This window comes from Arthrobacter sp. Y3224198 (genome assembly GCF_059090025.1).
Window position 1 is genome coordinate 1 of record NZ_JBNHFG010000036.1, and the last position, 25,027, is coordinate 25,027.

The window sequence follows — 25,027 nt, forward strand, 5'->3', positions numbered from 1 at the left end:
AGGGTGCGGGCCGCGCGCCCGGCGGCCGGCCGGGGAAGGGCAACCCGCAGGCGGGGCAGGCGGGCAGGCAGGGAAGAACGGCTGTTCATAGGGGTTCCTTAGGAGAGGGCCTGCCGGGTACGCCGAACGGCGGGGGCAGGGCAAAGGGGAAGCGGTAAGGCAGAGGGGGAGACACACAGGGGTGGCGGTGAAGCCCTCAAGGAGTGCCGGGGCCGGAAGCGCCCGGGCGGGGAAGAAAGACTAGTGGCGTTCGACGCCGAGCAGGGCGAGCAGCTCGCCGCGCATTCGGGCCAGCTCCGCCGAGGCCCGGTCCCGGGGACGCGGGCCTGGGACGGTCACCACATTGGTGATGGTGGCGCCGGGGAGGCCCGGTTCCGTCCCCAGCACAATGATGCGGTCCGCCAGCTGGAGGGCTTCATCCACGTCGTGGGTCACCAGCAGCACGGTGGCGGGGGTGGCCCGGTGCAGGGACAGGAGCAGGTCCTGCATTTTCAACCGGGTCAGGGCGTCCAGGGCGCCGAACGGTTCATCCAGGAGGAGGACACCGGGTTCACGGGCCAGCGCCCGGGCCAGGGAGGCCCGCTGCGCCATGCCGCCGGAGACGGCACGCGGCCGGTGCTTGGCAAAGGCGGAAAGGCCCACCAGGTCCAGGAGTTCGGCCACCCGGGCCTTTCCCCTGCTGGCGCTCGCGGACTTGGGTAATCCGATGGCGATATTCGCCTGCAGGGTCTGCCACGGCAGCAGCCGGGGTTCCTGGAAGGCGACGGCGCACCGCTCGTCAATCCCGTGGACGGGTTGGCCGTCAATCAGGACGGTGCCGGAGGTGGGGCGGTCCAGGCCTGCGGCGGCGCGCAGCAGCGTGGACTTCCCGCAGCCGCTGGCACCCAGGATGGCCAGCACCTCCCCGGGCACAACATCGAAACTGACGTCGCGGAGGACCGTGTGTTCATCGGGGCCGGTACCGAAAGTGCGGCCCAGCTGCTCAAAGGTAACCGGCAGGGCGGTAGTGGACGTGGCGGCTTTAGCGGCGGTGCGGGCCGCGGGCGTGGAAGAAGCCAGAACTGCTGTCATAGAAACACTCCATCGTTCCTGGCAGTAGCACCCTACGGAAAGTGTCCTGAGCCGGGTAACGGCTTCCTTCGACACCAGCCTCGTTATTGCCGTACCTCAAGGAGGAAATACGGCAACCAGGGTTGCTGCGGCTTCACTGATCCAGGTCTCTCAGCCGCTCGGGATGGTCAAGGACTACTAAACGCCGGATCCGGCAGTTGGACAAGCCCGGCTCGCCACGGCCGTTCACAAAAGGACATGTTGCCGCTTTCGCGCCGTCCTGCGTGGGAGGAGCAGCGGCCATTGACCTGCCGCGGTGGCGGCTCCTAGGTTTGAACGTGAATCCCGGCACCGGTTCCCGGTCCGGTGCCGTCCTTACCCGCACGTTCCGCATTCCACAGCAGCCAAAGAGCAGGAGCGGTCATGGAACCCAGTGCCTCCGGAACTGTTTCGTCCGCGGACGGAACGCCCATTGCCTGGTCGCGTCAGGGCTGCGGACCGCCGCTCGCGATTGTCGGACCCCTGCTTGCCCACCGCAGCAGCCGGGCCACGGCCGCCCTGGCGGAGATCCTCTCGCAGAACCACACGGTGTACACCTATGACCGGCGCGGCATCGGCGAAAGCGGCATCGGCGAGGAGTACACCGCCGAATCCGATGTGGATGACCTGCTGGCGGTGCTGCAGGTGGCCGGCGAATCGGCGGACCTCTACGGTTTTGACGAAGGCGCGTTCCTGGCCCTGCGGGCGGCGGAGGAGTCCGTGGTGGTGAACCGCGTGGTGGCCCTGGAACCCACGCTGTCCCCGGTAGAGGGCGAGGATGAGCTGCTGGTGCTGCAGACGGAGATCGAAGGCCTGGGCGGGGTGAGCGTTCCCGTGCTGATCCTGGCGGGCAGCACCAGCGCGGACGAGACCAAGGATCTGGCCCGGCGTGCGGCCGATGCCCTTGAATCCGGGGAATTCCGGCTGCTCGACTCGGACGCGCGGGGAGTCTCGGACACGGTGGTGGCGGACGCCATCGAAGAGTTCCTGGACTGAGTCTTTCCACATCCGGACCGGTAGGCTGGAGCCCCAGCCCCAGCCCCGGCAACGCGAAGGACGGCACATGTCACAGCTCAACGGCGCCAGCACTGCACACGCGAATGATCCGGAGGTCATCCGTCGGCTCCTGGCCACACCCGGCCGGTGGGCCGTGGTGGGCCTGTCCAACAACCCGATGCGCCCCGCCGTCGGCGTATCCCGGTACGTCCAGGACACCCTGGGCATGGAGATCATTCCGGTCAGCCTCAAGGGCGACGACGTCCACGGCAACAAGGGCTACCGAAAGCTCAGCGAGATTCCGGGCAGCATCGACGTGGTGGACTGCTTCGTGAATTCCTCCCGGGTGGGCGACATTGTGGACCAAGCCATCGAGGTGGGCGCGAAGGCAGTGTGGCTGCAGCTCGGCGTGGTGGACGAAGCCGCGGCCGCCCGGGCGAAGGCTGCCGGGCTCGACGTCGTGATGGACACCTGCCCGGTGATCGAGGCGCCGCGCGTGGGGTTGTAGGCCCTACAGCTTCGCGAAGCGGGCCCGGATGATGCCGATGTACAGGCCGTAGAGCATCAGGCCGATGCCCACGGCGGCCAGCGCGACGACGCCGAACGGCTGGTCACGCAGTGTGTGCAGCGCACCGTCCAGTCCCGTGGACTGTTCCGGGTCGGCATTGATAGCCGCGAGGGTCAGCAGGACCCCCAGCACCACCAGGGAGATGCCTTTGGCGATGAACCCTGCCACGCCGGTGACGTCCACTGCGCGCGGCCAGATGCGGCCGGTGACACCCGTGAGCTGGTCCCGGAACTTCCGGGTGGCGCCCTTGAAGATGAAGTAGCCGCCGATTCCCACGACGACCAGGCCGGCGATGCCCAGCAGCCATTGCCCGGTCGGGACCGCCAGCAGCCGTGCCGTCCAGCTGACCGAAGAGGAACTGCCGGAGTCGCTGCCGCGGCCCAGGGCAAAGGACCCGAAGATGCTGCCGATCGCGGCATACACCACCACCTGGCCGGCGTTGCTGGCCCGGTCCTTCCACAGCTCCCGGTCCTTCAGCTGCTGGCCGGCCAGGAAGATCCGGCTGAACTGGAACAGTGCCAGCGCAAAACAGCCCGCGAAGCAGAACCAGAGCAGCAGGTATCCGGCCGGCTGCTGGGCCAGGGCGGCGACGGCACCGCTGGTGTCCGCATTGCCGGATTGTCCGGCGTTGATCTGCAGGGCAATGATGCCGATGACCATGTGCACTATGCCGCTGGCCACGTAGCCGAGCCTGGCCACACGCTCGAAGGTCTTGGACCCGGCGGCTCGCTCGGCAGCGTCCTCCAGCGGCCTGGCACTGCGGTTCTTCTGTTCCACGCCGGCTGTCCTTTGCTCTGCTCACGGTAAGCGCGGGCCGCATACCTGATTCCTCCATCCTTTCATCTGTAGCAAGCCGGGTGCCGCGGCGCGCAAACCGGGGATAGGCTTTTCGCATGGATGCAGGTCAGCTGCGGCAGCTGTGTTTGGCCCTGCCCGGGTCATTCGAGGACTTCCCCTTTGGGCCGGAGTCCTCCGTGTTCAAGGTGCGTGCGGCCGGCGGAAAGGCGAAGATGTTCGCCCTCGCTGCCCTGGAGGCGGAACCCCTGATGATCAGCCTCAAGTGCGAGCCGGAACTGGCGCAGCAGCTGCGCGCCGCGCATCCGCAGATCTCCGGTGCCTGGCATATGAACAAGACCCACTGGAACCAGGTGGAGGTGGCCGGCGGGCTGCCGCAGGACATGATCCGGGATCTCATTGAGGACTCCTACGACCTGGTGGTCGCCTCCCTGCCGAAGAAGGACCGTGACTCGCTGGCCTGGAAGGGACTGGCGGGCGGATGAGTTCGGCACGCAGGGAGTTGACCTATCCCGATACCGGCCGGACGGAGCGGCCCTACCCCACGCCCATGACGGACCGTTGGCCGGAGGGCTACCGGCTGGTCCTGCGCAAGCAGGAGCTGGACGTGGCGGATACGGGAGCCGGCTTCCTCCGGCTGGCCGGCGGCCTGCTGGACTGGGACGTGCATCGCGGGGCAGGGCTCCGGGTGGCGCCGGGGACACCGCGGGCCGCCCCAGGTGTGGACATGGCCTCGGGTGTCGGGCTGTGGCGGGTCCGTTACTACGCGCCCTGCCGCGTGCTTTGGAGTGCCGAACCGGTGACGGACGACGCCGGAGCGGCGGTGCGCGGCCAGCGTGCCGGCTTTGGCTACGGAACCCTGCCGGGACATCCGGAAAGCGGGGAAGAGGGGTTTTACGCCGAGCTCGATGACGAAGGCCGGCTGTATTTTCGGGTTGCCGCCTACAGCCGCCCCGCCAACGCCCTGGTGGGCGCGGCAAATGCAGTCAATGTGCGGATTCAGCGGTTCTTCACCAACCGCTATTTCTCTGCGGCCTACCTGGTGGCGTCGGGCAGCTGATCCCGGCGGAGGCTGAAGCGCAGACTTATGTCGCTTCCATCCTGAGGCATAAAGCCGGCCGTGAGGAGCACTGACTGGGAGGCCTCGTTGGCGGGGTCGGTGAAGGCAATAACCTCGTCCACCAGCGGCCGGTCCAAGATGAACCGGGTGATGGCGGCCAGTGCCTCCCCGGCGTAGCCCTGTCCCCGGCAGGACGGCACCACGTTGTAGGTGACCTCCACGGCCCGGTCCAGGGGGATCCCCTCAAAACCGATGGTGCCCACCACCAGCGAGGTGGAGCGTTCGCGGATCATGCGGATCCCGAAAGCAGCTGCCGCCGGGGTCAGCAGGCCGGCTTCGAAGGCCCGGCGGGCGGCGTCGTAGTCTTCGGGCTGCGGAAAATCGGGAGCCCAGTCCGGGCGCCGCGTCCGGATGATGAGGGCGTCCACTTCGGCGGCCGTCATCAGGTCCAGCGAAAGGCGCTGGGTGGGTATGCCGGCGTTGGCGGCAAGGTTCTCCGGAATTGTGCTCACGAGCTAATATTGCACGCTCTTGGGCCGAAAGTGTCATTCGGCGCTTACCGGGTGGGGTATCCCTATCTGTTTTGCTCGTTCGGTACGAAAAGCAGCAGGAAGGCGTTGCCTGCCAACAGTGCCGGCAAGCCCGTTGATGTTGTGGGCTGGTCCAGCGTAAGCCCGCCAACGAGCAGCGCCAGGCAGACGAGAAACACCGCGACTCCGTAGGCGATCCGGCCCCGGCTGGCGCTCAGCACCAGTCGTTCTCCCTTCGAGCGGGGCCCCGCCAGAATCCAGCAACCGATGGCAACGCCCAGTACTCCTCCGAGGGCGGATAACCAGGCCGCCCCCGGGTCGCCCGTGCCGGGTCCGAAAAGATACGGCCAGTTCACGCCTAACGCCACCGCGCCCATGGCGATAGCGACGGCGCCGCAAATGATCCGCGCGCGCAGGGTCCGGTCTTCGAGGGTCTTCTCCATACCTCCGGAGCCTACACGGGCCCGGCGGAATGTCCGCCGGGCCCGTGCTGGTGCTGCAGTGGCTGAGGTCAGCCGAAGTGCCGGGGCAGGGTACCTTCGTGGGCGGCCTTCAGCTCGTCCAGCGGCAGAGTGAAGTTGCTCTGGAAGTCCAGAGCGCCGATCTCCGTGTCCACCACGCCGATCCGGGCAAACGGGAAGCCCCGGGCCGAGCACATGTCGTTGAAGCGCACCTCTTCGCTGCGGGCCACGGCCACCACGGCACGGGCCTGGGACTCGGAGAAGAGCAGGGTGAACAGGTCCACCCCGTCCCGTTCACAGACCTCGCCGAGTCCGATGCGGGCGCCGACGCCGAAGCGCAGGGCCATTTCGGACAGGGCCGCTGCGAGGCCGCCTTCGGAGAGGTCGTGCGCGGCGTCGATCATGCCGTCGCGGGAAGCGTTGACCAGCAGTTCGCCCAGCAGCTTCTCCGCCTGCAGGTCCACCTTCGGCGGTTTGCCGCCGAGGTGGCCGCGCAGGTTCGCGTATTCGGAGCCGTCCAGCTCGTCCTGCGTGGTGCCCATCAGGTAGATGGCCTGCCCGTCCTGCCGCCAGCCCGACGGCGTGCGGCGGGCGACGTCGTCGAACACGCCCAACACGCCCACCACGGGGGTGGGATGAATGGCGACGCCGCCGGTCTGGTTGTAGAGCGAAACGTTGCCGCCGGTGACGGGTACGCCGAGTTCCTTGCAGCCGTCGGCCAGCCCGCGGACTGACTCGGCGAACTGCCACATGACCTCGGGATCCTCGGGGGAGCCGAAGTTCAGGCAGTCCGTGACGGCCAGCGGCTTGGCGCCGGAGGTGGAGACGTTGCGGTAGGACTCGGCCAGGGCCAGCTTCGCGCCCTCGTACGGGTCCAGGTAGGAGTAGCGGCCGTTGGCATCGGTGGAGATGGCCACGCCCAGCCCGGTGGTTTCATCCACGCGGACCACGCCGGCGTCGTCCGGCATGGCCAGGGCGGTGTTGCCCTGCACGTAGCGGTCGTACTGGTTGGTGACCCAGGACTTGTCGCACATATTCGGGGAAGCCATGAGTTCCAGGATGGCGTCCTTGACCGCGGCGCTGCCGAAGGGCCGTTCCGCGCTGAAAGAGTTGGCGGAGATGGAATCCTGTGCGGCCGGGCGTGCCATGGGCCGCTGGTACACAGGGCCCTCGTGGGCCACGGTGCGCGGATCCACATCAACAATGGTCTCGCCGTCCCAGTCGATGACCAGCCGGCCGGTGCCGGTGACCTCGCCGAGCCAGGAGTACTCGACGTTCCATTTGTCCATGATGGCTTCGAACGCCTCGACGTTCTCCGGCGTCACCACCGCCATCATGCGTTCCTGGGATTCGGACATCAGGATTTCGCCCGGGGTCAGGGTGGGATCGCGCAGCAGCACGTTGGTCAGTTCCACGTGCATGCCGCCGTCGCCATTGGAGGCCAGCTCCGACGTCGCGCAGGAGATGCCGGCCGCGCCCAGGTCCTGGATGCCCTCCACCACGGAGGCCTTGAACAACTCCAGGCAGCACTCAATGAGCACCTTCTCCGCAAACGGATCGCCCACCTGCACGGCGGGCCGCTTGGAGGGCTTGTCCGCATCGAAGGATTCCGAGGCCAGTACGGAGGCGCCGCCAATGCCGTCGCCGCCGGTACGGGCGCCGAAGAGCACCACCTTGTTGCCGGCGCCGGAGGCGTTGGCCAGGCGGATGTCCTCGTGCCGCAGCACGCCCACGGCCAGCGCGTTCACCAGCGGGTTGCCCTGGTACACGGAGTCGAACACCAATTCGCCGCCGATGTTGGGCAGGCCGAGGGAGTTGCCGTAGCCGCCGATGCCGGAGACGATGCCGTGCACCAGGCGGGCGGTGTCGGGGTGGTCAATGGCACCGAAACGCAGCGGGTCCATCACGGCCACCGGGCGGGCGCCCATGGAGATGATGTCGCGGACAATGCCGCCGACGCCGGTGGCGGCGCCCTGGTAGGGCTCCACGAAGGAGGGGTGGTTGTGGGACTCGACCTTGAAGGTCACTGCCCAGCCCTCGCCGATGTCCACCACGCCGGCATTCTCGCCGATGCCCACCAGCAGGTGTTCCTTCATCTTCTCGGTGACCTTGTCCCCGAACTGCTTCAGATGCACCTTGGAGGACTTGTAGGAGCAGTGCTCGGACCACATCACGGAGTACATGGCCAGTTCCGCCGCGGTGGGGCGGCGGCCCAGGATTTCCACCACGCGGCGGAACTCGTCCTCCTTCAGGCCCAGCTCGGCCCAGGGCAGCTCGGTGTCCGGGGTGGCGGCGGCGTGCTCAACGGTGTCTATGCGGAACTTCTTCTGCTCTTCGGCAGGGGAAACGGTCATGGCTTGCCTCCGGCAACGAGCGAATTAAGTACTGAGGAGAACACGCGCAGGCCGTCGGTGCCGTAGCCCAGGCCCACCTCTCCGTAGGCGGAGGAGTCCGGGCCGAAGCCGGGTTCCACGGCGTGTTCGGGGTGCGGCATCAGGCCCACAACGTTGCCTGCCGCGTTGGAGATACCGGCAATGCCCCGGCGCGAACCGTTGGGGTTTTCGCCGTCGTAGCGGAAAACCACGCGGCCTTCGCCTTCGAGTTCATCCAGCGTCTTTTCATCCGCGACGTACTGGCCGTCCTGGTTCTTCAACGGGATAACCATGCCGGCGCCCTGTTCGTAGGCGGAGGTCCAGGCAGTGGTGTTGTTTTCCACCCGCAGCAGCTGGTCCGCGCAGGAGAACTGAAGGTGGTTGTTCTTGATCATGGAGCCGGGCAAAAGGTGCGCCTCGGTGAGGATCTGGAACCCGTTGCAGATGCCCAGCACCGGCATCCCGCCCGCGGCGGCGTCCACTACCTTTTCCATCAGCGGGGCGAAGCGGGAGATAGCGCCGGCACGCAGGTAGTCGCCGTAGGAGAAACCGCCGGGGACAATGACGGCGTCCACATCCTGCAGGTTCGCTTCGGCGTGCCAGAGTCCGACGGCGGTGCCGCCGGCGATGGTCACGGCGCGGGCGGCGTCGCGGTCATCCAGCGTGCCGGGGAAGGTGATGACACCCACCCGCACGGCCCGCAGGGCATCGTTTTCAGGGGTGACGGAAAAGTCACCGATCAGGGGAGTGCTCAAAATCAGGCCTCCGGGAGAACTTCGACGCGGGTCACGTCTTCGATCACGGGATTGGAGAGCAGCGTGGCAGCGGCGGTACGGGCCTGCTCGAGGATTTCGGGAGTGACGTCGCCGTCCACCGTGAGCTCAAAACGCTTGCCCTGGCGGACTCCCGCGAAGCCGGTAAGCCCCAGGCGGGGAAGTGCCCCGGCAATGGCTTTGCCCTGCGGATCCAGGATCTCGGGTTTGGGCATTACATCAACAACGATCCGGGGCATCCGGCAACTCCTGTGAGTGAAATGGGTGGCCGCGGACCCTGCCGTCTCACGCTGATTCAGCGCTCCGCGAGCTTGCACTGCCCATTCTAGCTTCCGTTGCGCAGGTTACGTTGACGGGCCCGTACCGGGCGGTCCGCAGCGTCGCGGCACCGCCCGGCACAACCCGTTACCGGGGAAAACTCCCTGTTTTATTACCGCCGGTCAGGCGGGGATTTCCAGCTGGAATCCGCAGTGGCAGCGCAGCACCGTGGTCTCGAGCTGCACGTCCACCGGCGCCTGCGCGGGCATGGACTCCGTGCTGACCGGTTCAAAGATGGACAGCTGCCGGCCGTCCCGCGGCTGCATGGGTTCACCGCAGTGCATGTATTCGGCGTCAGTGGGTTCAGCCAGTCCGCGGGCCCAGACCGAGGAGTGGCGGATGGGATGGCCGTAGAAGCTGTCGCATTCCGCGCAGGTGTAATTGATTTCCAGGAATTCTCCGCGCCCCGGCTTCGCTGCCGGCTCGACGGATTCGATGATCAGGTACTCGTCGGTGCCGCACGTGCTGCACCAGGGGACGAACTCACCCGGAACGGTAGAGTCTGCCCCCGACAGATCCTCGGGACTTGCTTCGATTGACACTTTTCTTGCCCTCCAGTTCAGGTCCGGACGGATAACTCCATCGCCCAGAATGGATTACTAAGCATGCTTACTCATAATATGCCATGAAGCGCAGAAGTATGTACAGGCGTTGGTTGGCGTGACGGCGCTCACTATTGGTTACAGTGGGGCGGTGAAGCTCCTGAACCTGAAACCCGGCACTCTCCGCCGGTTCATGAACCTCTGGCCGCCGTTTGCCTTTACCGGTATCCGGATCACCCGGCTTGATCCCGCGTACCGCGGCGTTACTGTCCGACTGCGCGAGCATTGGTGGAACCGCAACGTGGCCGGGGTGCATTTTGGCGGGTCCCTTTTCGCCATGACGGACCCGTTCTGGATGCTGCTGTTGCTGCACCATCTGGGCAGGGACCACGTGGTGTGGGACAAGGCGGCGGAAATCGACTTCATCAAGCCCGGAACCGGCGAGGTAACCGCGGAGTTCACTTTGGCGCAGGCCGATGTCGCGCGCCTCCGCGAGCTGGCGGCGGGCGGGGACAAGGTCCTCGAATGGTTCTCTGTGGACGTCAAGGACAGTGCGGGTGCCGTGGTGGCGCGCGTGCGCAAGCAGGTGTACGTACGCCGGAAGCAGGATCGGACAGCGCGTCCGGTGGTTCCGGCGATGGACGCAGCGGGCACAAAGGGAAGGGATCCGCAATGAAAAAAACCATACGGTGGCTGGCCGCGGCGGCAGCAGCTGCTTTCCTGATGGCCGGATGCGGTTCACCGGTCCCCTCGGACGAAACGCTGAAATCGGAGGCAGGCGAGATGGTGGGGGACTACATGTCCCGGACCCGCGACGATGCACAGTCAACGCTGAAGGCGGGGGATTTGAAGCCGTTGCAGGAGGTCCTTCCGGGGGAGGACCTGGAAGCCGCGGCGGAACTCGAAGAAGAAACCGATGTGCTGACGGCCATAGAGTCCCTGAGCGCGGAGGGGCAGCGGAAGGGGGCGGATTACCTCTACGAGAGGCTGCCGGCTGCCGATATGTACAGCCTCGACGGGCTGAGTGATGCGGAAAAGATCCTGGTCTTCCAAAACACCTTTACGTGGGTGGGGTTCATGGATGATTCGCATGTCCAGGAGGCCTCAGAGGTCGGACCCGAGGATGTGTTCCTGGAGGACGGTGGCGACGAACCCCGGGCAAGGGTCATGGCAGGAGCCTCCATCGGCGACCTGTACCTGGTCTGGATTGACGGCGAGTGGAAAATCGACGGACCCAGGATGCTGGAGATGTGGACCGAAGAAACCGGCAAGTAGCCGGTCCGGTTGTCCCGCCCCGGGCGGCCGAAGCGCCTAGAAGGTCCCCTCCGCCGGTCCCAGGAGGGCGGTGAGGTTCTCCCAGCGGGAAATCTCGCAGCCGTCCGTCAGGGAGAAGGAAGCATCCACGGCTTCCCCGTTCACGGTGCCCGTGACCCGGGCCCGCTGCATCCCGGCAATGTTCTGCGTGCACATCCGGTCGCCGGCCGCTTCGGCGAAGGCCGCGGCGCCCTGCTCGGCGAGCACGGCACAGGCGGCCGCAGGATCGGGAACGTTGGAGCCGGGCAGCGGCGCGGCGCCGTCGCACTGCAGCGTCCAGGTTTCCCCGGGTGCCTGCCCGTCGGGGCTGAACTCCACCGTCAGTGAGGTGGCCGCACCGGACGCCGGCTGTGTCGGGGATGCCGGCGCGGACGAGGTGGGGGAGGCCGAGGGCGTGGCAGACGGTGACGGGCTTTCGGAGCCGGCATCCCCGTCGCCACCGGTGCCGGCGTCGGAGCCGCAGGCGGCGAGGGTCAGTGCTGCGCAGGCCAGCAACAGGGGAAGCGCGGAACGGACAGTGCGGACCATGGCGGAGACCTCCATCAGTTGGTGGCTCCCAGCCTAGTTCTTCCGTCAAGCCCGGGCCGGTGATCCCCCCAGCAGGTCGAGGATGCGGGCGCGTAACTGCTGGGATTCCTCCGCGAATCCACGCTGTGCTGCGGCGTACGCCGCCCGGCCGGCCGGCGTCTCCACGGCAATCGGCTCGTAGCCCCAGTCGGCCAGGTCATAAGGGGAGGCCTGCATGTCCATGGTGCGGATGCGCCAGGACAGCTCGAAGCAGTCCATGACAAGCTCGCTGGGCAGCAGCGGCACCAGCTTGTAGGCCCACTTGTACAGGTCCATGTTCGCGTGCAGGCAGCCGGGCTGTTCCAGGTCCCGCTGGTTCTCGCGGGTGGGGGTCAGTTCGTTCAGCGGAACCGCTTCGGGAGTGTAGAACCGGAAGGCATCGAAGTGGGTGCAGCGGATCCGGCTGCGTTCCACCAGCTCGTCGGTCCCCTTGGCGCCCAGCCGCAGCTGGAGGTAGTCGTGCCGGATGCCGTTGTCCTCGGACTTGTAGGCCATGGCCCACTCGTGCATCCCGAAACACCCCAGCACCGGTTTCCGGGCGGCTGTGCGTGAAAGCAGCATGGCGGTGAACCCCGCAGCCTCCCCGCGCGCCGCGGCAAATCCGGCGGTGTCGACGGTAACGGCCGGCATCCCTGCGGCAAGGGCTGCGGCTGCCGTTTCTTCACCGGTGAGGTGGCGGTAGAACTTCCAGCCGGTGCGCTCCAAGGCGGCCTCGCCGGTCAGCACGACGCCGGCGCCCGGGTGCCAGCGCAGCAGCTGGCCGGGCTTTTGGGAGTAGTAGGTGAAGAGGAAATCCTCCACCGGATGCTTGCGGCCCTCGGAGCGGCGCTGCAGGTAGTCCTCGGTAAACGGCCGGACCCGGGCTTCGTGCGCTGCCTGGCGGGCACGCCACTCATCCTCGGTCAGCACGGCGGAGAAGGCGGAAACGGTCACGGCACCATTATCCCTGCCGGTGCCGTGACTGTATCCGCCGTTATCCACCGTTATCCACCGTTCCGCCTAGCGCACGGGAGCGGGCCGGCGGCCCGCGCCCTCGTCGTCGTCCGCGTGCCCCTTCCTGCCTGGCTCCTGGTCGGCATCCCCCTCAGCAGGCGTGGTGCCCGTTTCCGCACTGCCGTCCGCGGTCCAGCCGTCGGCGTATTCGCCGGACCCGTAGTCGTAGTCCACCGGCTGCCCCTCCTCGTCCGTGCGCTGGTACCAGTCGGTCACCGAGGTGTCGTAGGAATCGAATCCGGCGCCGGCGCCCTCACCCTCCGGGGTTTTCTCGATGGTGATGGCGAAATTGTCCCCGTGTTCATCAATGCCGGCGCGCACCGCGTTCTCCAAGGCGTGGGCGGCGTACTCCCGACGGATGATCAGCGGGTCGGTCTGCAGGTCGCGCGTGAAGGCCACCATCATCAGCAGCAGGATCACGGCGAACGGCAGGGCTGAGACGATGATGAGGTTCTGCAGTCCTTCCAAGGCGCTGTTGCCACCCACCAGCAGCATCACCACGGCAATGCCCATCATGGCCACGCCCCAGAAGGCAGTGACTTTGCGGTCCGGTTCCGGCTTGCCGCGCTGGGACAGGGTGCCCATCACCACCGAAGCCGAATCCGCCGAGGTGATGAAGAAAATGGCAATGCAGAACATGGCCAGGAACGGGGTGATTGAGCTCAACGGCAGCCCGTCGAGAACCTGGAAGAACAGGTCCTGCGGTGTGGTCTCGATGTCGATTCCCGCCTGGCCCTGCATCCGCATCCAAATGGCGGTGCCGCCGAAGATGCCAAAGGCGGCGATGCACACCAGGGTGGGGACCACCAGGACGTACTGGACGTATTCGCGCAGGGTGCGGCCGCGGGAGATGCGGGCCAGGAACATACCTACGAACGGCGACCAGGAGATCCACCAGGCCCAGTAGAAGACAGTCCAGGAGGCTGAGAAGTCCGCAGCGTCCTCTCCCCAGGAGGGGCCCTTGCTCATCATGTGCAGGAGCTCGGAAAGGTACTCACTTACCGAAGCGGGGATCAGGTTCAACAGGAACAGGGTGGGCCCGGCCAGGAAGATGAACACGGCCAGCACCAGCGCCAGGGACATGTTGATGTTGGACAGCCAGCGGATCCCGCGTCCCACGCCGGAGATGGCGGAGGCAATGAAGGCTGCGGTGAGGATCGCGATGATGCCGATGAGGGCGGCGTTCGGCAGCCGCCCGATGCCGGAGACGATCTCCACGCCGCGGCCTATCTGCAGGGCACCGATGCCCAGCGAGGCGGCGGTGCCGAACAGGGTGGCCACGATGGCGAACATGTCGATGGCCCGGCCGGGCAGGCCGTCCGTGCGGGAGCGGCCGAGCAGCGGCGTGAAGATGGAGCTCATCAGTGGTACCCGCCCGCGGCGGTAGGAGCCGTAGGCCACCGCTGCGCCCACGAGTGCGTAGATGGCCCAGGCGTTGAAGCCCCAGTGGAAGTACGTTTGCGCCATTGCCTTGTGGATGGCCTCAGCGGTTTCCGGCTCTGCCGTGCCGGGGGCGGGGGAGAGGTAATAGGTCAGCGGCTCATACGGACCGAAGAAGAACAGGCCGATTCCCACCCCGGCGGAGAACATCATGGCAATCCAGGAAAACTTGGAATACTCCGGTTTCTCCCCGTCCACACCCAGCGGGATTTTGCCGTAGCGGCTGAAACCAACAAACAGCATAAAAACCACCAGTACGGCAACGAGCGCACTGAAAAGCCAGCCGGTGTTTTCGACCACCCAGGCCAGGGCCACATCCGAGACCGACTTCAGGGAATCGGTAGAGAGGACGCCCCATGCCACGAAACCAAGGATGAGGGCGGCGGCCACACCGAACACCAGGCGGTCGGTGCCGTACGAGACGCGTTGTTCGTCCACACCTATGCCGGGAACCAGTCCGGGATGGAGGTCGTGCGGATACCGCGGTTCGCGGCGCAGGACCTTCGCGGCGCGTTCACGTACGGATGGCTTCTGCGGCGGCGTCGCCGGGTTCCCCTGTCCGGTGCCGGAAGTGTCCTCTGATGAGGGCGGAAGGTGCTGCTGGTGTTCTGGACGTGTTGCCACGTGATTCGTCTCCTCGGGGGCACCACTGGGGTGCCCTTGGGTGTGCGCTAAGCAGGACCTTAGGGAGAGTAATGGCCGATCGGCACTGATTCCAACGCATTTTTCCGCAATGCGGAAAAAAGCCGTTGTATATATCACACTTGGATTGTTACTTGTTCGTTGCCATAAGCAGGCTTATGTCCTGCCGTTTCGCCGTCTGCATGCGGCCTGTTATGCGGCGTCCTGCGGGGCGGCCTGCGCGGCTGTTATCAGCCGGTGCATACTCCGGTTGAGTTCCTCAACCTCGTCCCGTTCCAGGCCCAGGCGTTCCATCATGGTGCCGGGTACCTTCAGTGCCCGGTGTCGCAGGGCGCGGCCGGCGTCGGTCAGTTCGACGGCGAGGGCCCGCTCATCGCCGACCGCACGGTTCCGCGTCACCAGTCCGGCCGCTTCAAGCCGCTTGAGCATGGGGGAGAGGGTGGCCGGGTCCATCAGGAGGCTGTCGCTGAGGTCGCGCACCCGGCGGGGACTTTCCTCCCAGAGGGCCAGCATCAGCAGGTATTGCGGATGGGTGAGTCCCAGGTCTTCGAGCACCGGCTTGTAGGCGCCCACGATGCTGCGGGAAGCTACGGACAGGGCGAAGCAGAGCTGCCGCTCCAGCAGCAGGTCCTCTTCTGCGTGGTCCATCGTCAAACCTTCCTGCCTAATCATTAGTGCACTAATGATTAGCGTACTATGGGAACGAATACCCGGTGGAAAGGTTTGGTTGGATGGCTCAGAAGGAAAGCTTTGTGTCCCGGTTCATGCGGACAACGGGCAAGGTCCGGCTGATCTTCGGTCCTGCACAGCAGGGTTCGACGGACCATCCCATGACCGAGGAAAACAAGGCACTGCTCAAGGCACAGCAGGAACAGGAAAAGGCCCTCTGGGAAACGAAGACCCGGGCCGACGGCAGCAGCTACATCGTCTCCCGGGAAAAGCATTAGCCACTTCCTGGGCACCCATATGTGGCTGGTGCAGACCGCGTTCGCAGCGCTCGTCGTCGTCGGACCGCTGCTGGGAGCCTGGCTGGTACCCCGGACCCGAGCGGCCCGCGTCCTCCTGAATCTGTACACCGCTGCCATCCTGCTGCTGACCCTGTTTCCCACCACCTACCGCACCGTGGAAACGCGGTGCATGGTGGACGGCGGACTGGCGCGCCTGTTGGACCCGGAGCCGCTGGCCAACATTGTGCTCTTTGGTCCGCTGGTCCTGCTGGCCGGCATCGTGACCCGCAGGCCCTGGACCATGTTCCTCGCCGGAACCGCTTTGTCGGCACTGATCGAGGCCGTCCAGGCCCTCGTCCCCATGCTCGGCCGCAGCTGCACCGCAACAGACTGGCTGGCCAACAGTGCCGGTGCCCTGATGGGTGCCGTGCTGGCGGCTGCCGCTCTGTGGATCCACCGGGCCCGCAGCAGGCGCAGGCTTCCCGCGGAATCACCGCTCTAGCGCCCGGATTTACTCCGTCTTGTGCAATTTGCTGCCGTTTTGGGAAATCCCTGCCGGTTTGCAGCGGAGGGATTTCCCAAACCGGCAGCAGAAACCCAAACCGGCAGCGGAAACCTAGCGGCCGGTGCCGCCGTACACGGTGGCCGCGTCTTCGCCGTCGAGCCCGAATGCCGCGTGGACCGCACGCACCGCCGTGTCCAGCAGCTTGGCGCTGGTGACCACCGAGATGCGGATCTCCGAGGTGGAGATCATGTCGATGTTCACCCCGGCGTGGTGCAGTGCCTCGAAGAACCGGTGCGAGACACCCGGGTTGGAGCGCATGCCGGCGCCGATCAGTGAGAGCTTGCCGATCTGCTCGTTGTACTGGATGGTGTCGAAACCGACCTCGTCCTTCGCGGCGTTGAGGGCGTCGATGGCTTCCTTGCCGTCGATGATCGGCAGCGTGAAGGAGATGTCCGTCCGGCCGGAGCCCTTGGTGGAGACGTTCTGGACGATCATGTCGATGTTGGTGTTGGCACCGGCCACGATGCCGAAGATTTCCGCGGCCTTGCCGGGGATGTCGGGGACGCCCACCACGGTGACCTTGGCTTCGGATCGGTCATGGGCAACGCCGGAGATGATGGGCTGTTCCAAGGGTTCTCCCTCTTGAATCTTGATCTTGTCGTCGGGGCTGGGCAGCACCCAGGTTCCCTCGTGCGAGCTGAAGGACGAGCGGACGTGCAGGGGTACACCGAACCGGCGGGCGTATTCGACGCAGCGCAGGTGCAGGATCTTGGCGCCGGACGCGGCCATTTCCAGCATCTCCTCACTGGAGATCTTGCCGATCTTCTGCGCCGTGGGGGCCACCCGCGGATCGGCCGTGTACACGCCGTCGACGTCGGTGTAGATCTCGCAGACGTCGGCTTCCAGCGCGGCGGCCAGCGCGACGGCGGTGGTATCGGACCCGCCGCGGCCCAAGGTGGTGATGTCGTGGCTGTCCTGGCTGACGCCCTGGAATCCGGCGACGATGGCGATGTCGCCGCGTTCAATGGCGGTCTTGATCCGGTGCGGGGAGACGTCGATGATGCGGGCCTTGCCGTGGATGGCATCGGTGATCATGCCGGCCTGGCTGCCGGTGAAGGACTGGGCCGAGCCGCCGAGCTGGTTGATGGCCATGGCCAGCAGCGCCATGGAGATGCGCTCTCCGGCGCTGAGCAGCATGTCCATTTCCCGGGCGTTGCCCAGCGTGGTGATCTGTCCGGCCAGGTCCAGCAGTTCATCGGTGCTGTCGCCCATGGCGGAGACCACCACAACCACTTCATTGCCGGCGGCATGGGTGTCCACCACGCGCCTGGCCACGCGCTTAATGCCGTCGGCGTCCGCTACGGAGGAACCGCCGAATTTCTGCACTATCAGGCTCATGCGTACGCTTTCTCAAGTTTCGTAGTTCTCTGGCGTGCCCGGCATCTTCGGCGCGGCAAGGTACTGGTATCCCCGGCGGAAATCGGGCGGGTTCCCCGCGATGTCCGTCTGGAAAGTCTATAGCCGTGCCCGGAGCGCGCCGAAATATCGCGGCAACATACACTTAATGTCACTTCGCGGCGAGTTTGAACCGTAGTGCGGTGCCGTACCCGCCTAGGGTGGGCGCCATGGGGACTACAGACGCGCCGGCCGCCGGCATCGTGGCCGAGGGTATCCGGCGAAGCTTCGGCGGGGTGCAGGCCATCCGGGCCATGGATTTCACGGCACCCGCCGGGGAAGTGACGGCGCTGATCGGGCCAAACGGATCCGGGAAGACCACGCTCCTGCTGATCCTTGCCTCTTTACTGGCGCCCGACGCCGGGACGGTGCGGATCAACGGGTTCGACCCGTTGACGCAGGCCCGCGACGTGCGTGCGGCCGTGGGTTGGATGCCGGACACCCTGGGAACCTGGGAATCGCTGACCGCCACGGAGATACTGGCCACCGTGGGAGCCTTCTACGGGCTGGACCGGTCTGCCGCGTCCTCCCGGGCGGCCGAACTGCTGGAGACGGTGCACCTGGCCGAGTATGCGAACCAGCCGGCCCGGGTGCTTTCCCGCGGGCAGCAGCAGCGGCTCAGCCTGGCCCGCGCCCTGATCCATGACCCTTCGGTGCTGCTGCTGGACGAGCCCGCGTCAGGGCTGGACCCCGGATCGCGCGTAGACCTGCGGGTGCTGCTGCGCCGGCTCGCCGCAGAGGGCAAAACCATCCTGGTCTCCTCGCACGTCCTGTCCGAACTTGATGAGATGGCGGACCGCGCGGTGTTCGTGGCCCGCGGCGAAACGGTCAAAACCCAGTCCCTGTCCGACGCCGGCGCGCAGGAACGCTGGTACACGGTCCGTGCCCTGAACACCGGCGCGCTGCTGCGGGCGATCGATGAGCAGCGGCTCGAATACCGGCAGCCCAAGGACCAGCAGCGCCCGCACGTACAGATCCGCCTCGCGGGCGAGGGCGCAGCGGCCGAGCTGCTGCGCGGCCTGGTGCTGTCCGACGTCGGCGTGACCGCGTTTGCGCCGGCCGGCGGCGCCCTGGAAGAGACCTACATGAGTCTGGATACCGATCGCCGATGAGTACCTTGAGCCAGAATCCGGTTGTTTCCCCGCTCAGCTTCGCCGGCGGTGTACGTTCCGTGTTTTCCCTGGAGATGAAGCAGCGGCTGCGGTCGCGCAGCTGGTATGTGTTGCTGGGTGTTTGGTTTGTCGTTATCGGCCTGGTGGCCATGCTGACGGCACTGAACGCGGGGTCGCAGCAGGACCAGCGGGGTCCGGTGCTGTTCGAGCTGATGGTGGGCTTTGTCCTGTTCTTCGGCCTGCTGCTGGCCCCGGCGCTGTCAGCCAACGGAGTGAACGGGGACCGGGCCGCAGGCACCCTGGCCATCCTGCAGGTCACGCTGCTGCGGCCGGGGCAGATCCTGGCCGGAAAGTGGCTGGCAGCCTGGGTGGCTTCGCTCGGCTTCCTGGTGGCCAGTGTGCCCTTCCTGCTCTGGGCGCTGGCCCTGGGCGGGGTGCGGCCCCTTTCCGCGCTGGTTGCCGTGCTGATGCTGGCGGTTGAGCTGGGCATTGTCTGCGCGGTGGGGGTGGGCGTCTCCGCATTGGCCGCCCGACCGCTCTTTTCCATTGTGGTGACCTACATGCTGGTCGCCCTCCTGGGGCTGGGGACGCTGATCGCCTTCGGGCTGAGCGCCATGCTGACCGAGGGGACGGTGAAGGCCAGCTCCGTTCAATACCCCTCGTCGTCGTTCGACCAGGACTACGTCTGTGTAGGCGAGGTGCAGGAAATGCCGGCGCTGCGCACCGAGCGGGTGGCTTGGATCCTCTCTGCCAACCCATTCGTGATTGTTGCCGACGCGATGCCGACCGCCGGTCCGGATTTCGACGGCGGGGTAATGGAGGGCATCAGCATTCTCGTCCGCCAGGCCCAGGCCGGACCGGAATCTTCAAGGCCGTGCGTGGACGGGGTCAAGAAGGAGGGCGCGACGCTCGGGGATCTCGAGGACGTCCCGCCGATCTGGCCGCTGGGACTGCTGATCCAGCTGGGCCTTGCCGCGCTGCTGCTGGTCCTGGGACGACGCCGGTTGGTGACCCCGGTACGGAACCTCTCGGCCGGAACGCGCATCGCCTAGCGGGCGGACGCGTAGCGGCTAGGACATGCTCCGGCGGCCTTCGAAGGCCCGGCCCAGGGTGATTTCGTCCGCGTACTCCAGGTCCCCGCCCACGGGCAGGCCGGAGGCAAGCCGGGTGACCGTAATGCCCAGGGTCTTGAGCATCCGGACCAGATAGGTGGCCGTCGCTTCGCCCTCGAGGTTCGGGTCGGTGGCGATGATGATCTCGGAGATCTGTTCGTCGGAAAGCCGGCTGAGCAGTTCGCGGATACGCAGCTGCTCCGGTCCGATGCCGGCGATCGGGTTAATGGCGCCGCCCAGCACGTGGTAGCGGCCGCGGAAGGAGCGGGTACGTTCCACGGCAATAACGTCCTTGGATTCCTCCACCACGCAGATCATGGTGGGATCCCGCCGCGGGTCGCGGCAGATGCTGCAGGTTTCCTGCTCCGTCACGTTGCCGCAGATGCTGCAGAACTTCACCCGGTCCTTGACCGTGACGATGGCCGTGGCCAGCTTCTTCATGTCATCGGGATCGGATTCGAGGATGTGGAACGCAATGCGCTGGGCGGACTTGGGCCCCACGCCGGGCAGGCGGCCTAGTTCATCGATGAGTTCCTGAACCGCACCTTCGTACACGTAACCTTCTCTGCTGGGTTGAACTGCGTTTGTTGCGTAAGTGTTTGCTGTCTGGTGGCCGGTCCGCCGCGCTGCCGGAGTGGCTGCCACGGAACCGTGCCTGATGCTGCGGCCCGGCGCCGGGGCCGTTGCCCCGGCCGTTCAGCCCGGGAAATTACCGATAGGCCTCCCGGGCCGGCCGGCAGTGTGCCCCGGCTAGCGGCCGTCGAGGCTGCGTTCTTCGATCAGGCGGCCGCCGAGGATCCTCTCGATCGCCTTGCGGCCCACCAGTCCCGAGTCCTCCAGCGTGATGTCGTCTGCGCTGGGAACGTCTTCGACGTATGCCGAGTCTACTGGCCGGCTCCCCCTGACGGGTGCTCCGCCGCCGCGTTGGGCAGCTTCGTTGAGCAGCTTTTGGTAGCGGCTCAGCGGCTGGTTGGGGGCACCGGCCGACGGTGAAGACGAAACAGGAGCCGCCGCCGGAGCGGACGTCCGTGCCGCCGGCGCCGCTGAACCAGGCGCTGCCCCGGGCCGGGTGGCGGTTGAGACTGCCGGTCCGGCGGTTCCCTGCCCGGTTCCCGCTGCAGCCGGAGCAGAACCGCCCGGACGGGTGGTGGATCCGGTGCCGGCCCAGTTGGTGGTCGCCCACTCCGAGTCGGAGAGGTGGCCACCGGAGTAAACGTCGGCAGGAGCTTCGGCTGTCTCCCAGGCATTGCTTTCCGGGGCATCGTTATACGGATCCGAGGGTTCATCGGGCCACGGCTCGTCAGACGGGCCCTCGTCCCGGCGTCCGGTTCCAGCTCCGCGTCCGCCGGTGCGGTTGCTGCGGCCATTACCGGTGGCTGCCGTGGCGCCCCCTGCGCGGCGCCGAAGAGCGGCCGACGCTGCATTCACGGGCGCAGCCGGTGCTTCATTTCCGGGGGCAGACTGCGTTGGCGCTTCGGCGGCGTCACCCACAGGCGTCGGGGCGCCGCCCTGTGCCGGCGCATTGTCCGGAACACCGTTGCTGGTGCTTCCGGGGGCGCCGCTGGGTGCCCCGTGTGCCGCCGTCGCATTGGCAGATCGCGCAGGCGTTGTCGGGGCAGGGACGGAACCGTGATGGGCCTGCTGGGCGGGAACCTCTGCGCGGGTTGAAGGTGCAACAGCGGCAGCAGCAAGCGGCCAGGCTACGCCACCCTGGCGAGCAGCAGCTGCCCCGGGTGCGGCAGACGCTGCCCCGGGGGAACCCAAGGGCTTGTCACCTGCCGGAGCGACGCCTCGAGGGCCGGCGATCGGCGCAGATCCAGCGGGAGCCGGCCCCTGAGCGGACGGACCCTGTGCGAGAGCGGACGGACCCTGACCGTTAGCGGTCCGATCCGGTGCGGTAGCTGAACCGTGAGCCAGAGCGGCCGTTCCCGGTACGGATGCGGCGGGTGCGGATGCCGGCGCGCGCCGGCTATCGGCTTTTGGGCCCGACTCACCCGCTGACGCCGAGCTGTCATGGATCGGATTGATCTGGCAGTCCAGCGCCAGGACCTGGTGGATGGCCTTGCGCAGGTTCTCCAAATGGTCGGGGCGGTTGAAGTTGGTGGCGGCGCCGGGGTTGGAGAACGCCAGTTCCAGTACCTTGCCGTCAAAGGACCGGGGGCTGGAGTTCTTGCTGACGTTCAGCCAGGTGGCGCGGCGGATGCTGGTCAGGGCATCCATGATTTCCGGCCATGCGCGGCGGATCATCTCAATTTGTCCGCCGCCGCCGGACGGTGCTGCTTGGCCGGGTGCCTGTGCGGGGCGCGCAGCCGGTGCAGCGGGACCGGTCTCCTGCGGGGCGGATGGACCGGACTGTGGTGCGGGCTGCTGCGAAGCGCCCGGGCGGGATGCCTGCGGGCCATGTCCGCCGACGGCAGCCGGAGCGCCGGAACCCTGATGGTGGGAACCTTGGGCATCGGGAGCCGGGGTACCGGGGGGCGGAGTGGCCGAAGAAGCCGGCCGGGCGGGAGTGTCCACGGGAGTGGACCAGGTGCCGCCCCAGTCCAGGGAACTGCCGGCTGCGGCGGGGGTGTTCTCCGCCGGCGACGAGTCCGTTCCGGACTGTGCGGGCGCAGTTGCTTCTTCCGGCGAGGGAGTGTTGGCGAAATCGATCCCTCGGGGTGAGGACGGTGCTTCATCCACGGCGGGTGCCGACGCGGCGGACTGTGACGCCGTAGGTGCGGCGGCCGGAATGGTGTTCACCGGCGAAGCGGCTGCAGCGGCGCGGCCCATGGCCTCGGTGGGATCACCGGCGTAGCTCAGGCGCCGTTCCAACCGGTCCACCCGGGCTGCGGTTCCGCGTTCGGTCTGGTCGGCGGCGGGCAGCAGGATCCGCGCACACAGCAGTTCCAGGTGCAGGCGCGGCGACGTGGCACCGGTCATTTCGGTCAGTGCCGTGTTGGTGATGTCCGCCGCGCGGGACAGTTCGCTCCCGCCCATCTGGGCAGCCTGGGTCTGCATCCGGCTGATCTGGTCTTCCGGCATGCCGCGGAGCACTGCGGCTGCGCTGTCCGGCATGGCATTAACGATGATCAGGTCACGGAAGCGCTCCAGCAGGTCTTCAACAAACCGGCGCGGGTCCTGCCCGGTCTGGATGACGCGGTCCACCGCGCGGAACACCGTAGCGGCGTCGGCGGCAGCAACGGCGTCGACGACGTCGTCGAGCAGGGACACCGGGGTGTAGCCCAGGAGGGAAACTGCGAGCTCGTAATCCAGTCCGTCAGGGCCGGCCCCGGCCATGAGCTGATCGAGGACGGAAAGCGTGTCACGGACGGAACCGCCGCCCGCACGGATCACCAGGGACAGGACACCCGGGGCCACGGCTACATTCTCCTGGGAGCACAGCTTTTCCAGGTAGGCCAGCAGCGGTTCCGGCGGGACCAGTCGGAAGGGATAGTGATGGGTGCGGGAACGGATGGTCCCGATCACCTTGTCCGGCTCCGTGGTGGCAAAGATGAACTTAATGTGTTCCGGCGGCTCTTCGACAATCTTCAGGAGCGCGTTGAAGCCGGCGGACGTGACCATGTGGGCCTCGTCAATGATGAAGATCTTGTAGCGGTCCCGCACCGGGGCGAAAGTGGCCCGTTCGCGGAGGTCGCGGGCGTCGTCCACGCCGCCGTGGCTGGCGGCGTCGATCTCGATGACGTCCAGGCTGCCCGAACCGTCGCGGGCAAGTTCAATACAGCTGTCGCACTTGCCGCAGGGGACCGGAGTGGGGCCTTCGGCGCAGTTCAGGCAGCGCGCCAGAATGCGCGCGGAGGTTGTTTTGCCGCAACCACGGGGACCGGAAAAGAGGTAGGCGTGGTTGACGCGGTTCTTTTGCAGGGCCGCCATCAGCGGCTCCGTGACGTGCTCCTGGCCGATCACATCCGCGAAACTCTCGGGACGGTAGCGGCGGTAAAGGGCTGTACTCACAGATAGAAGCCTATCGGTTGGCACTGACGGTTTTCACTCCGGCGCCCCGTGCGGTGACGAACCGCTCTCCGGGGAAAATTAAAGACCCCCCATGCACCTGCCAGAGCCCGCTTACCCTTGCTACCTTCCGGTCCTGGGGGAGTTCACAGGATGACACCACATGAGGGGCCGCCAACAAGTCTACCCGAAATTTCCGGTGCTTTGGTCGGAGCTGCCAGGGGCCTGTTCGGCAGTCGTTAGCGCTGCAAGGGCAGCTTGGTAGATTTCGACGAGGGTGGACTCTGACGATCCACCACCCCTTGCAGTTACGCCGCATTCCGTCAGGAGCCTGAACATGCACGAGCCCTATGGCAACTACTACGCCACACAACAGCTCGCAGCTCATTACGACGCCGACCATGCGTGCCGCCCTGATATCCCGTTCTACCTCGCGCTGGCTCGAGAGCTACAGGCACAGGTTGTCGCGGACATCGGCGCAGGAACCGGCCTTCTATGCAGTCGCCTCATGGAACAGGGTCACCAGGCAATAGGTGTTGAGCCACAGGCGACAATGCTCTCTCTCGCTAAATCACAGCCGCATGCTTCGGATATCACCTGGATTCAGGGAACGGCAGTTGATCTGGAGGACGAGTGCGCCAATCTGATCCTGATGACCGGCCATGTCGCCCAGTACTTCCTCGATCAATCCGCTTGGGTGGACGTACTGCTTCAAGCGCGGCGGGCGCTGTGCCCCGGTGGTCACGTTGCCTTCGAGATTCGCAACGCCGCCGTTGAGGAATGGCGTGATTGGGCTGACGAGGCTCCGCGTGACACCGGGTGGGGAACTGTACGTGGGGAAATCCTGCAGGACGGGGACCTCATTACGCACGTGGATCACTGGAGCGCCGGCGACAGGAACTGGGCCACAAGTGAAACGCTACGTTTCCCGCCTTGGGATGATGTGCTCGAAGGGATAAAGGATGCAGGTCTTCATGCCGCTCATGTTTGGGGAGGCTGGGATCGACAGGCAATTGGCCCGGCGTCGCGGGAATGGATCTTCGTCCTCACTGCTGTCTAGCCAATGGCCGCTCTGAAGATCCCTATAAGTGTCCGGAGGACCCCGGAACGGGGCAGGCGTTGTACAGGGCCCAGTTAGCAAGCCTCGACAGCAGCCATAGCGGCCCCCGAAAGGATCCAAAAGAGGGTGTCCGGGGTCACCTCGGATCCGAGTTGCAACCGGGGCGGAACCTGTGTAAAGTCTTCTAAGTCGCCGCGGCAGGGACGCTGAAATAAGCGCCCGAGCATGGCGGCCAAACCCCTTCAAAAATCAGAGTCTTTCTGGTGCGCCTTTGGGCCGCAGGAATGGTTCGGGTTGATGTTGGGCGCAGCGAAGAAGAAAAGGAAAGCATTGTTTTCCCGAGTATTTTCGGATTGCGTCTGTTGTTTGAGAACTCAATAGTGTGCCAAGTTTATTGATACCAATTATTTTGATTGGTTGAATCG

The 25,027-nt window shown here is 66.2% G+C and carries 26 protein-coding genes and 1 other RNA gene; 11 read left to right on the top strand and 16 right to left on the bottom strand.

Annotation, left to right across the window (positions count from 1 at the left end; genetic code table 11):
- Nucleotides 1–240: 240 nt before the first annotated feature.
- Nucleotides 241–1,071, bottom strand: coding sequence for an ABC transporter ATP-binding protein (locus tag AC5RUF_RS14310; protein WP_494131030.1), 831 nt, complete (start codon nt 1,069–1,071; stop codon nt 241–243).
- 402 nt (nt 1,072–1,473) lie between these two features.
- On the opposite strand from AC5RUF_RS14310, the gene AC5RUF_RS14315 reads away from it, so the two are divergent.
- The gene (locus AC5RUF_RS14315) at nt 1,474–2,085 is read left to right on the top strand and encodes an alpha/beta fold hydrolase (RefSeq protein ID WP_494131031.1); all 612 of its coding nucleotides are present in this window, start codon (nt 1,474–1,476) and stop codon (nt 2,083–2,085) included.
- Nucleotides 2,086–2,152: 67 nt separating this feature from the next.
- The gene (locus tag AC5RUF_RS14320; protein ID WP_493997802.1) at nt 2,153–2,593 is read left to right on the top strand and encodes a CoA-binding protein; all 441 of its coding nucleotides are present in this window, start codon (nt 2,153–2,155) and stop codon (nt 2,591–2,593) included.
- Between the two features lie 3 nt (nt 2,594–2,596).
- On the opposite strand, the gene AC5RUF_RS14325 is transcribed toward AC5RUF_RS14320, so the two are convergent.
- Complete coding sequence (locus AC5RUF_RS14325) at nt 2,597–3,430, bottom strand: DUF1206 domain-containing protein (RefSeq protein WP_494131032.1); 834 nt, start codon at nt 3,428–3,430, stop codon at nt 2,597–2,599.
- A 116-nt stretch (nt 3,431–3,546) separates the two neighbouring features.
- On the opposite strand from AC5RUF_RS14325, the gene AC5RUF_RS14330 reads away from it, so the two are divergent.
- Nucleotides 3,547–3,933: an MmcQ/YjbR family DNA-binding protein gene (locus AC5RUF_RS14330; RefSeq protein WP_494131033.1), complete on the top strand. Its 387-nt coding sequence runs from the start codon at nt 3,547–3,549 to the stop codon at nt 3,931–3,933.
- Entirely contained in the window at nt 3,930–4,508 is a 579-nt protein-coding gene (locus AC5RUF_RS14335) for a DUF1990 domain-containing protein (RefSeq protein WP_494131034.1), read from the top strand. Before AC5RUF_RS14330 ends, AC5RUF_RS14335 begins: the two co-directional genes overlap by 4 nt.
- Here AC5RUF_RS14335 and AC5RUF_RS14340 read toward each other — a convergent pair.
- The 6 genes from AC5RUF_RS14340 to AC5RUF_RS14365 form a co-directional block, all read right to left on the bottom strand.
- Nucleotides 4,484–5,020, bottom strand: coding sequence for a GNAT family N-acetyltransferase (locus AC5RUF_RS14340; RefSeq protein ID WP_493997131.1), 537 nt, complete (start codon nt 5,018–5,020; stop codon nt 4,484–4,486). The genes AC5RUF_RS14335 and AC5RUF_RS14340 overlap by 25 nt on opposite strands.
- Before the next feature lie 62 nt (nt 5,021–5,082).
- Nucleotides 5,083–5,481, bottom strand: coding sequence for a hypothetical protein (locus AC5RUF_RS14345; protein WP_493997130.1), 399 nt, complete (start codon nt 5,479–5,481; stop codon nt 5,083–5,085).
- A gap of 68 nt (nt 5,482–5,549) precedes the next feature.
- Nucleotides 5,550–7,853 (bottom strand): phosphoribosylformylglycinamidine synthase subunit PurL, encoded by a 2,304-nt coding sequence (gene purL, locus AC5RUF_RS14350; protein ID WP_493997129.1) that lies wholly within the window; start codon nt 7,851–7,853, stop codon nt 5,550–5,552.
- Complete coding sequence (gene purQ / locus AC5RUF_RS14355; protein WP_494131043.1) at nt 7,850–8,629, bottom strand: phosphoribosylformylglycinamidine synthase subunit PurQ; 780 nt, start codon at nt 8,627–8,629, stop codon at nt 7,850–7,852. Before purQ ends, purL begins: the two co-directional genes overlap by 4 nt.
- Nucleotides 8,629–8,883, bottom strand: coding sequence for a phosphoribosylformylglycinamidine synthase subunit PurS (purS, locus tag AC5RUF_RS14360; RefSeq protein ID WP_493997128.1), 255 nt, complete (start codon nt 8,881–8,883; stop codon nt 8,629–8,631). Before purS ends, purQ begins: the two co-directional genes overlap by 1 nt.
- 201 nt (nt 8,884–9,084) lie before the next feature.
- The gene (locus tag AC5RUF_RS14365; RefSeq protein ID WP_493997127.1) at nt 9,085–9,504 is read right to left on the bottom strand and encodes a hypothetical protein; all 420 of its coding nucleotides are present in this window, start codon (nt 9,502–9,504) and stop codon (nt 9,085–9,087) included.
- Nucleotides 9,505–9,655: 151 nt separating this feature from the next.
- Here AC5RUF_RS14365 and AC5RUF_RS14370 point away from each other — a divergent pair, with 151 nt between their 5' ends.
- Nucleotides 9,656–10,180 carry a DUF4442 domain-containing protein gene (locus AC5RUF_RS14370; RefSeq protein WP_494131035.1) on the top strand — a complete coding sequence of 175 codons (525 nt, stop codon included), beginning with the start codon at nt 9,656–9,658 and terminating at the stop codon, nt 10,178–10,180.
- Nucleotides 10,177–10,779, top strand: a complete 603-nt coding sequence (locus tag AC5RUF_RS14375; RefSeq protein WP_493997125.1) for a hypothetical protein — start codon at nt 10,177–10,179, stop codon at nt 10,777–10,779. Before AC5RUF_RS14370 ends, AC5RUF_RS14375 begins: the two co-directional genes overlap by 4 nt.
- Before the next feature lie 36 nt (nt 10,780–10,815).
- On the opposite strand, the gene AC5RUF_RS14380 is transcribed toward AC5RUF_RS14375, so the two are convergent.
- From AC5RUF_RS14380 to AC5RUF_RS14395, 4 genes are all read right to left on the bottom strand, one after another.
- On the bottom strand, nt 10,816–11,361 hold the full coding sequence (locus tag AC5RUF_RS14380; RefSeq protein ID WP_494131036.1) for a hypothetical protein: 546 nt from the start codon (nt 11,359–11,361) through the stop codon (nt 10,816–10,818).
- A 30-nt stretch (nt 11,362–11,391) separates the two neighbouring features.
- The gene (locus AC5RUF_RS14385; RefSeq protein ID WP_494131037.1) at nt 11,392–12,318 is read right to left on the bottom strand and encodes a 3-methyladenine DNA glycosylase; all 927 of its coding nucleotides are present in this window, start codon (nt 12,316–12,318) and stop codon (nt 11,392–11,394) included.
- Between the two features lie 66 nt (nt 12,319–12,384).
- A complete protein-coding gene (locus tag AC5RUF_RS14390) occupies nt 12,385–14,442 on the bottom strand; it encodes a BCCT family transporter (RefSeq protein WP_494131038.1) in 2,058 nt (685 codons plus the stop codon).
- Between the two features lie 210 nt (nt 14,443–14,652).
- Nucleotides 14,653–15,108, bottom strand: coding sequence for a MarR family winged helix-turn-helix transcriptional regulator (locus AC5RUF_RS14395; protein WP_493997609.1), 456 nt, complete (start codon nt 15,106–15,108; stop codon nt 14,653–14,655).
- Nucleotides 15,109–15,191: 83 nt separating this feature from the next.
- Here AC5RUF_RS14395 and AC5RUF_RS14400 point away from each other — a divergent pair, with 83 nt between their 5' ends.
- Both AC5RUF_RS14400 and AC5RUF_RS14405 read left to right on the top strand, forming a co-directional pair.
- Nucleotides 15,192–15,407 (top strand): hypothetical protein, encoded by a 216-nt coding sequence (locus AC5RUF_RS14400; RefSeq protein WP_493997610.1) that lies wholly within the window; start codon nt 15,192–15,194, stop codon nt 15,405–15,407.
- 28 nt (nt 15,408–15,435) lie between these two features.
- The gene (locus AC5RUF_RS14405) at nt 15,436–15,909 is read left to right on the top strand and encodes a VanZ family protein (protein ID WP_494131039.1); all 474 of its coding nucleotides are present in this window, start codon (nt 15,436–15,438) and stop codon (nt 15,907–15,909) included.
- A 114-nt stretch (nt 15,910–16,023) separates the two neighbouring features.
- Here AC5RUF_RS14405 and AC5RUF_RS14410 read toward each other — a convergent pair whose 3' ends face one another.
- Nucleotides 16,024–17,310: an aspartate kinase gene (locus tag AC5RUF_RS14410; RefSeq protein WP_493997612.1), complete on the bottom strand. Its 1,287-nt coding sequence runs from the start codon at nt 17,308–17,310 to the stop codon at nt 16,024–16,026.
- Nucleotides 17,311–17,537: 227 nt separating this feature from the next.
- Between AC5RUF_RS14410 and AC5RUF_RS14415 the strand changes: the two genes are divergently transcribed.
- Nucleotides 17,538–18,479, top strand: coding sequence for an ABC transporter ATP-binding protein (locus tag AC5RUF_RS14415; RefSeq protein WP_494131040.1), 942 nt, complete (start codon nt 17,538–17,540; stop codon nt 18,477–18,479).
- On the top strand, nt 18,476–19,531 hold the full coding sequence (locus AC5RUF_RS14420) for an ABC transporter permease (RefSeq protein WP_493998649.1): 1,056 nt from the start codon (nt 18,476–18,478) through the stop codon (nt 19,529–19,531). Before AC5RUF_RS14415 ends, AC5RUF_RS14420 begins: the two co-directional genes overlap by 4 nt.
- 18 nt (nt 19,532–19,549) lie before the next feature.
- Here the strand turns inward: AC5RUF_RS14420 and recR are convergent, their stop codons facing one another.
- The 3 genes from recR to ffs form a co-directional block, all read right to left on the bottom strand.
- Nucleotides 19,550–20,146: a recombination mediator RecR gene (gene recR / locus AC5RUF_RS14425; protein ID WP_493998650.1), complete on the bottom strand. Its 597-nt coding sequence runs from the start codon at nt 20,144–20,146 to the stop codon at nt 19,550–19,552.
- Between the two features lie 195 nt (nt 20,147–20,341).
- The gene (locus AC5RUF_RS14430; protein WP_494131041.1) at nt 20,342–23,545 is read right to left on the bottom strand and encodes a DNA polymerase III subunit gamma and tau; all 3,204 of its coding nucleotides are present in this window, start codon (nt 23,543–23,545) and stop codon (nt 20,342–20,344) included.
- Nucleotides 23,546–23,622: 77 nt separating this feature from the next.
- An RNA gene (ffs, locus tag AC5RUF_RS14435) (signal recognition particle sRNA small type) lies at nt 23,623–23,718 on the bottom strand.
- 161 nt (nt 23,719–23,879) lie between these two features.
- Between ffs and AC5RUF_RS14440 the strand changes: the two genes are divergently transcribed.
- Nucleotides 23,880–24,602 (top strand): class I SAM-dependent methyltransferase, encoded by a 723-nt coding sequence (locus AC5RUF_RS14440; RefSeq protein ID WP_494131042.1) that lies wholly within the window; start codon nt 23,880–23,882, stop codon nt 24,600–24,602.
- Nucleotides 24,603–25,027 lie beyond the last annotated feature (425 nt).

Bases quoted from the DNA above. Each gene is read 5' to 3' on its own strand.
- AC5RUF_RS14310 (WP_494131030.1), bottom strand. From the start codon at position 1,071: ATGACAGCAGTTCTGGCTTCTTCCACGCCCGCGGCCCGCACCGCCGCT.
- AC5RUF_RS14315 (WP_494131031.1), top strand. From the start codon at position 1,474: ATGGAACCCAGTGCCTCCGGAACTGTTTCGTCCGCGGACGGAACGCCC.
- AC5RUF_RS14320 (WP_493997802.1), top strand. From the start codon at position 2,153: ATGTCACAGCTCAACGGCGCCAGCACTGCACACGCGAATGATCCGGAG.
- AC5RUF_RS14330 (WP_494131033.1), top strand. From the start codon at position 3,547: ATGGATGCAGGTCAGCTGCGGCAGCTGTGTTTGGCCCTGCCCGGGTCA.
- AC5RUF_RS14335 (WP_494131034.1), top strand. From the start codon at position 3,930: ATGAGTTCGGCACGCAGGGAGTTGACCTATCCCGATACCGGCCGGACG.
- AC5RUF_RS14345 (WP_493997130.1), bottom strand. From the start codon at position 5,481: ATGGAGAAGACCCTCGAAGACCGGACCCTGCGCGCGCGGATCATTTGC.
- purL (WP_493997129.1), bottom strand. From the start codon at position 7,853: ATGACCGTTTCCCCTGCCGAAGAGCAGAAGAAGTTCCGCATAGACACC.
- purS (WP_493997128.1), bottom strand. From the start codon at position 8,883: ATGCCCCGGATCGTTGTTGATGTAATGCCCAAACCCGAGATCCTGGAT.
- AC5RUF_RS14375 (WP_493997125.1), top strand. From the start codon at position 10,177: ATGAAAAAAACCATACGGTGGCTGGCCGCGGCGGCAGCAGCTGCTTTC.
- AC5RUF_RS14380 (WP_494131036.1), bottom strand. From the start codon at position 11,361: ATGGAGGTCTCCGCCATGGTCCGCACTGTCCGTTCCGCGCTTCCCCTG.
- AC5RUF_RS14395 (WP_493997609.1), bottom strand. From the start codon at position 15,108: ATGGACCACGCAGAAGAGGACCTGCTGCTGGAGCGGCAGCTCTGCTTC.
- AC5RUF_RS14400 (WP_493997610.1), top strand. From the start codon at position 15,192: ATGGCTCAGAAGGAAAGCTTTGTGTCCCGGTTCATGCGGACAACGGGC.
- AC5RUF_RS14410 (WP_493997612.1), bottom strand. From the start codon at position 17,310: ATGAGCCTGATAGTGCAGAAATTCGGCGGTTCCTCCGTAGCGGACGCC.
- AC5RUF_RS14415 (WP_494131040.1), top strand. From the start codon at position 17,538: ATGGGGACTACAGACGCGCCGGCCGCCGGCATCGTGGCCGAGGGTATC.
- AC5RUF_RS14420 (WP_493998649.1), top strand. From the start codon at position 18,476: ATGAGTACCTTGAGCCAGAATCCGGTTGTTTCCCCGCTCAGCTTCGCC.
- AC5RUF_RS14440 (WP_494131042.1), top strand. From the start codon at position 23,880: ATGCACGAGCCCTATGGCAACTACTACGCCACACAACAGCTCGCAGCT.